A 2,254-nucleotide genomic window follows, 5' to 3' on the forward strand; every position below is an offset into this window, starting at 1 on the left:
GTAAATTTACCACTTTCGTTACCATCTTTTGCTTCTGCAAAGATATATCCTGGAATATTCTTCTCATCTGCTTTATAAGCGTCACCTACATTACCAGTTAAGATAGCGTCGTTTTCAATTTGTTTTCCATTTTCATCGACATATTTAACCGTTACATCCGCCGACTTAACTTTTCTTGGTTGCCAAACATACGTATCAGAAACGTTTGTTGTACTACGAGCATAAATGTCATTAGATAATCCTACGAAGTCCCCATTCGGATTATCATCTTCTCCTGTACCCACGGTTTGCCATTTTCCAGTATAATTTTCATTATTGTCCGGATTATTCAATTCTATATCGTTTCCCTTTAATTGAGTTTTTTTACCTAATACCAATCGATGAATTGGAGTTTCACTTAGGAAGTATGTCATATTAGTAGTATTAGTTGTGTCAAAACTTGATATATCTAAATTAGTTAATGAGTAGTCCTGGCCAAACATGTTTTTCATACTTTTTACATTAGATGTATTAAAACTTGAAACATCTAAATCTGTTAATAAATCACTATCTGAAAACATATAATCCATATTAGTAACGTTTGATGTATCAAAATTTGAAAGGTCCAATTTCTTCAACAATCTTAATGATGTAAACATTTGTTTCATATTTGTTACTTTAGATGTATTAAAACTTGATACATCTAAATTCCTCAGATATAAATCTCCCCCAAACATGGTTCTCATACTTACTACATTCGAGGTATCAAAATTAGATAAATTTAAGTCGATCAATTCAAAATCTCTTGAGAACATGTCAGTCATATCTGTGATATTGTCTGTTCTGAGGTTCTCAAGTCCCTCTATTTTAGTTAGTTGTTGTAAATCACCAAATAAATTATTTGCTGATCCAGTAGTTTCTAATGGTCCGTTAATCTTAATTTCTTTTATAGTATCAAGTATTTCAACTTGTGATAATCCCACAGTTTCGTGTACATCAAACCCTTCGCCTAGAACTCCTCCAGACATATTTAATATCCCATTACTATCTATATTCCAAGTTACAGTTCCACTCTGTCCACTAGTTGGGAAAGAAGCATCTCCACTGTTTAATGTTTTAGCATCATTTGCCTGATTTTTATCATCATTTGCTTGTGTTTTATCTTTTCTATTAATGTTTTTATCATTATTCACAGTATTATGTTGATTTGAAGCCCCATTATCATCTGCAAACGTCACCAATGGATTAATTAATCCCAAAACTGTTGTGCTTAATAATAAATACTTACCCATTTTCATAACTATATTTCTCCTATTTTTAAGTTTTTTCACCAATCAAAAACAATCAATATCTTCAAGGAGCCCTCTCCTTACCTAAATTAATTTCTATCCCTATCAAAAACACATTTATAACCCTGCGCTTTCATTTAAGATATCTGACCGTATCTTTAAAAAATCCAAATCCATAACTATAATTTTTCTATAATCCTGTTTTATTATATTTTCCTTTATTAACTCCCCCATAATTCTTGTTACAGAGCTTCTATTTCTTATTCCACAAAAATCTCCAATCGTTTTATGCGTTATATTGTGGTCAATCAATATTGATCCATCATCACTATTTTTCACCCCAAATAATTTCGTACATTCATACAAAAAAGCATAAAGTCGTTCATATTTAGTATTATCAATACTTTTAACTAAAACTTCTCTTTCTCTATTAATCCTACTGAACATGTACTCTAATACGTATTCTCTTAGTATTTCGTCGTTACTGACTAAATTCCAAAATTTTATGCCATCTAATTTATAAAAAAGCGCTTTTTCTGAATCGATTTTGATATCACATAGATACTCTCCTGTACTATGGGTTGCTTTTTTCAGCATAATAATTCCTGGAATTTTCGAGTAACATAAATTCAATCTATTTCCCGACGTCCCTAAAAGGGACGATATTACAATACCTTTGACTAATATTATTACATCTGATTTATCCCCCCCTGATTCATGAATATATGTATTTTTTGTTTTTTCAATAACTGTAATATCTTTATAGGACATCTGATCAATCACCTCAAAAAGGTGACTAACATACTTATTATCGTAATTCATCTTAATTTCTCCATTATTAGACACAAAAAGACACAACTAACCCACTTATCGAGTTAATTGTGTCTTTTTATTTAGATGATTATTGTACACTAAAAGAACACTAGCTACTGTGCTGTGCTGTGCTGTGCTGTGCTGTGCTGTGCTGTGCTGTGCTGTGCTGTGCT

2 protein-coding genes are annotated in these 2,254 nt (G+C 31.4%); both read right to left on the reverse strand.

Features of this window, described 5'->3' with window-relative positions; translation table 11 throughout:
• The coding region (locus IV73_RS05765; RefSeq protein WP_157049555.1) for a BspA family leucine-rich repeat surface protein at window positions 1-1,277 on the reverse strand (1,277 nt) is incomplete at its 3' end.
• Window positions 1,278-1,385: 108 nt separating this feature from the next.
• Entirely contained in the window at window positions 1,386-2,090 is a 705-nt protein-coding gene (locus tag IV73_RS05770) for a Crp/Fnr family transcriptional regulator (RefSeq protein WP_057756182.1), read from the reverse strand.
• Between the last annotated feature and the right edge of the window lie 164 nt (window positions 2,091-2,254).

The sequence above is a fragment of the Weissella kandleri genome, from assembly GCF_001438705.1.
Lineage (GTDB): Bacteria > Bacillota > Bacilli > Lactobacillales > Lactobacillaceae > Weissella > Weissella kandleri.

What these genes read in the sequence shown, in the direction of transcription:
- IV73_RS05770 (WP_057756182.1), bottom strand. Translation starts at nt 2,090, where the DNA reads ATGAATTACGATAATAAGTATGTTAGTCACCTTTTTGAGGTGATTGAT.